Annotated in this window: 3 protein-coding genes; 2 read left to right on the forward strand and 1 reads right to left on the reverse strand. The window is 45.8% G+C overall.

Going from position 1 to position 1,979, the window contains the following annotated elements; genetic code table 11:
- Positions 1–387: 387 nt before the first annotated feature.
- Positions 388–510, reverse strand: coding sequence for a hypothetical protein (locus tag ACNRUY_RS26335; RefSeq protein ID WP_488114636.1), 123 nt, complete (start codon positions 508–510; stop codon positions 388–390).
- Here ACNRUY_RS26335 and ACNRUY_RS26340 point away from each other — a divergent pair.
- The gene (locus tag ACNRUY_RS26340; protein WP_488114637.1) at positions 509–1,114 is read left to right on the forward strand and encodes a hypothetical protein; all 606 of its coding nucleotides are present in this window, start codon (positions 509–511) and stop codon (positions 1,112–1,114) included. The genes ACNRUY_RS26335 and ACNRUY_RS26340 overlap by 2 nt on opposite strands.
- A 335-nt stretch (positions 1,115–1,449) precedes the next feature.
- On the forward strand, positions 1,450–1,812 hold the full coding sequence (locus ACNRUY_RS26345; RefSeq protein ID WP_488114638.1) for a DUF4156 domain-containing protein: 363 nt from the start codon (positions 1,450–1,452) through the stop codon (positions 1,810–1,812).
- Positions 1,813–1,979: the final 167 nt, after the last annotated feature.

Raw genomic sequence — 1,979 nt, forward strand, 5'->3', positions numbered from 1 at the left:
CAAACCCGCCAAAGGAGACAACTGACCCAACAGAGAACTTAACCGGTGATAACCGGTCAAACGATTATTGATGAAAACCGGACATCTCAAACTGATGAAAAAGGGACATTTCAAATTGGTGGTAACATATGACAAGTCACGATGCCAGTAAAGTCTTCCCTTATGCCCTTTAGGGCATTGATCTGCCCCTGGTAAGCCTGGATACCGCAAAACTTGTTCACAGCTTAAAGACCAAAAAGGGGGCTTCCAACAAAATCGTTAAGAGTCTAATTACCATGGCAAAATGCCTATGTGAAAACTCTACGAGTTCAGCACCTATCACTGTCTGAAAACTGCCTTATATCATACTCTTTGAAGACAGCCAGAACCAGAAATGCCCCACAGATATTACAAACGAGGCTTTTTTTTAAACAGGGTCAGTACGCCGGTTCCCATAAGGGCTTCTTTGTTGTTGCCCTGTTGAAACGGGTCTATCTTTTCATAGCCGTTCACTGATCTGAGGTTTGCCATGGCAACCGATCCGCAAGATAAAGTACGAATAACCCGGTTGGAGACAGAAGTGACACAACTACAGAAACAGATGATTGATCTTGGGTTGACCATGGCGAAGGTGCAGGTTGCCGTGGACAAAAGCATTGAGGCAGCCAATCGCAATCTGGAAATGGCCAATAATCTCAATACGGTGGTTAAAGGGCTTGAGGGCACAATGTGCCAGATACTCCAGGACCAGAAGGCCATGCGGCAGGACCATCAGGTGCTCCGGCAGGAGATGGATCGCCGCTTTGTGGCCATGGAACAGTATATGGACAACCGATTCACTTCATTTGAGGGAGAAATGAACCGGCGTTTTGATGCCGTTGACCAACGTTTTGGGAAGGTAGACCAACGCTTTGACAAAGTTGAAAAGGATGTCGCTGAAGTCAAGCAGGACGTGGCCGGGCTCAAACAGGATGTCGCTGAAGTCAAACAGGACGTGGCCGGGGTCAAACAGGATGTCGCTGAAGTCAAACAGGACGTGGCCGGGGTCAAACAGGATGTCGCTGAAGTCAAAAAGGACGTGGCCGGAGTCAAACAGGACGTCGCTGATATCAAACGCATGCTGAAAAAGGATTAGCCGGTGGGAAACCATTTCCAGCAGATACTGGGTGCTTATAACCACCCAGTGTTTTTTAAGGAGGAGCGACAACCTCAAGGATAGAGTTCGTACTGCACGAGCTGCCCAAAGGTCCCACCTGAAGACTACTCCCTCATTCAATCAAATGACTTCATGAATCACCCATCCCCCTTTTTCCTGAGTACTTCAGAATCTTGCTGAAAGGCAGCCGTTCGACTTTAGAAGCACACTCAACATACGTAATAAATGCTATTGGGTGACTGACTCAGGGAAGCATATCATATAGACCGATAATCCTTTTTTTGTAAAAAGCAGTCCCCTAATAAGGAGTTAACGTGTCAAAAACAAAGTTCATAATCTCACTGTCAATCACTTCATTGTTACTTGGCTGCTCAGCTCAATCAGTAACCCCCGGGGCAGAAATGGTTGAAATTGTAAATAACCAACCCAATAAGCAGGCCTGTGAATTTCTTGGGGAGATTGTCGGATCCCAGGGGAACTGGTTTACTGGAGACTTTACATCCAATGCGAACCTGGTGGTTGGAGCAAGAAATGAATTGAGAAACAAGGCTCACACCATGGGGGCTAACATCGTATATATTCAGGATATGAAAAACACGAATGCCTGGGATTCAATGGGGACGACTAACACAACCGCTATCGGTAAAGCCTATCGCTGTCATCAAAATAAGAAATAACAAAGACAATGAACACAATCCATTATCCCAGCCCATTAATTGTAGTAGTTCAGACCTGATCTGACAGTCACCGATTTTTCAGAGGGTGTCTGTCAGGTCAAATTCAGGCTACAAATTTTTCCTTCCAGATCTCTTTGCCATCTATCAGAGTTTCCATTGGCGTTCTT

This window comes from Endozoicomonas sp. Z74 (genome assembly GCF_057680865.1).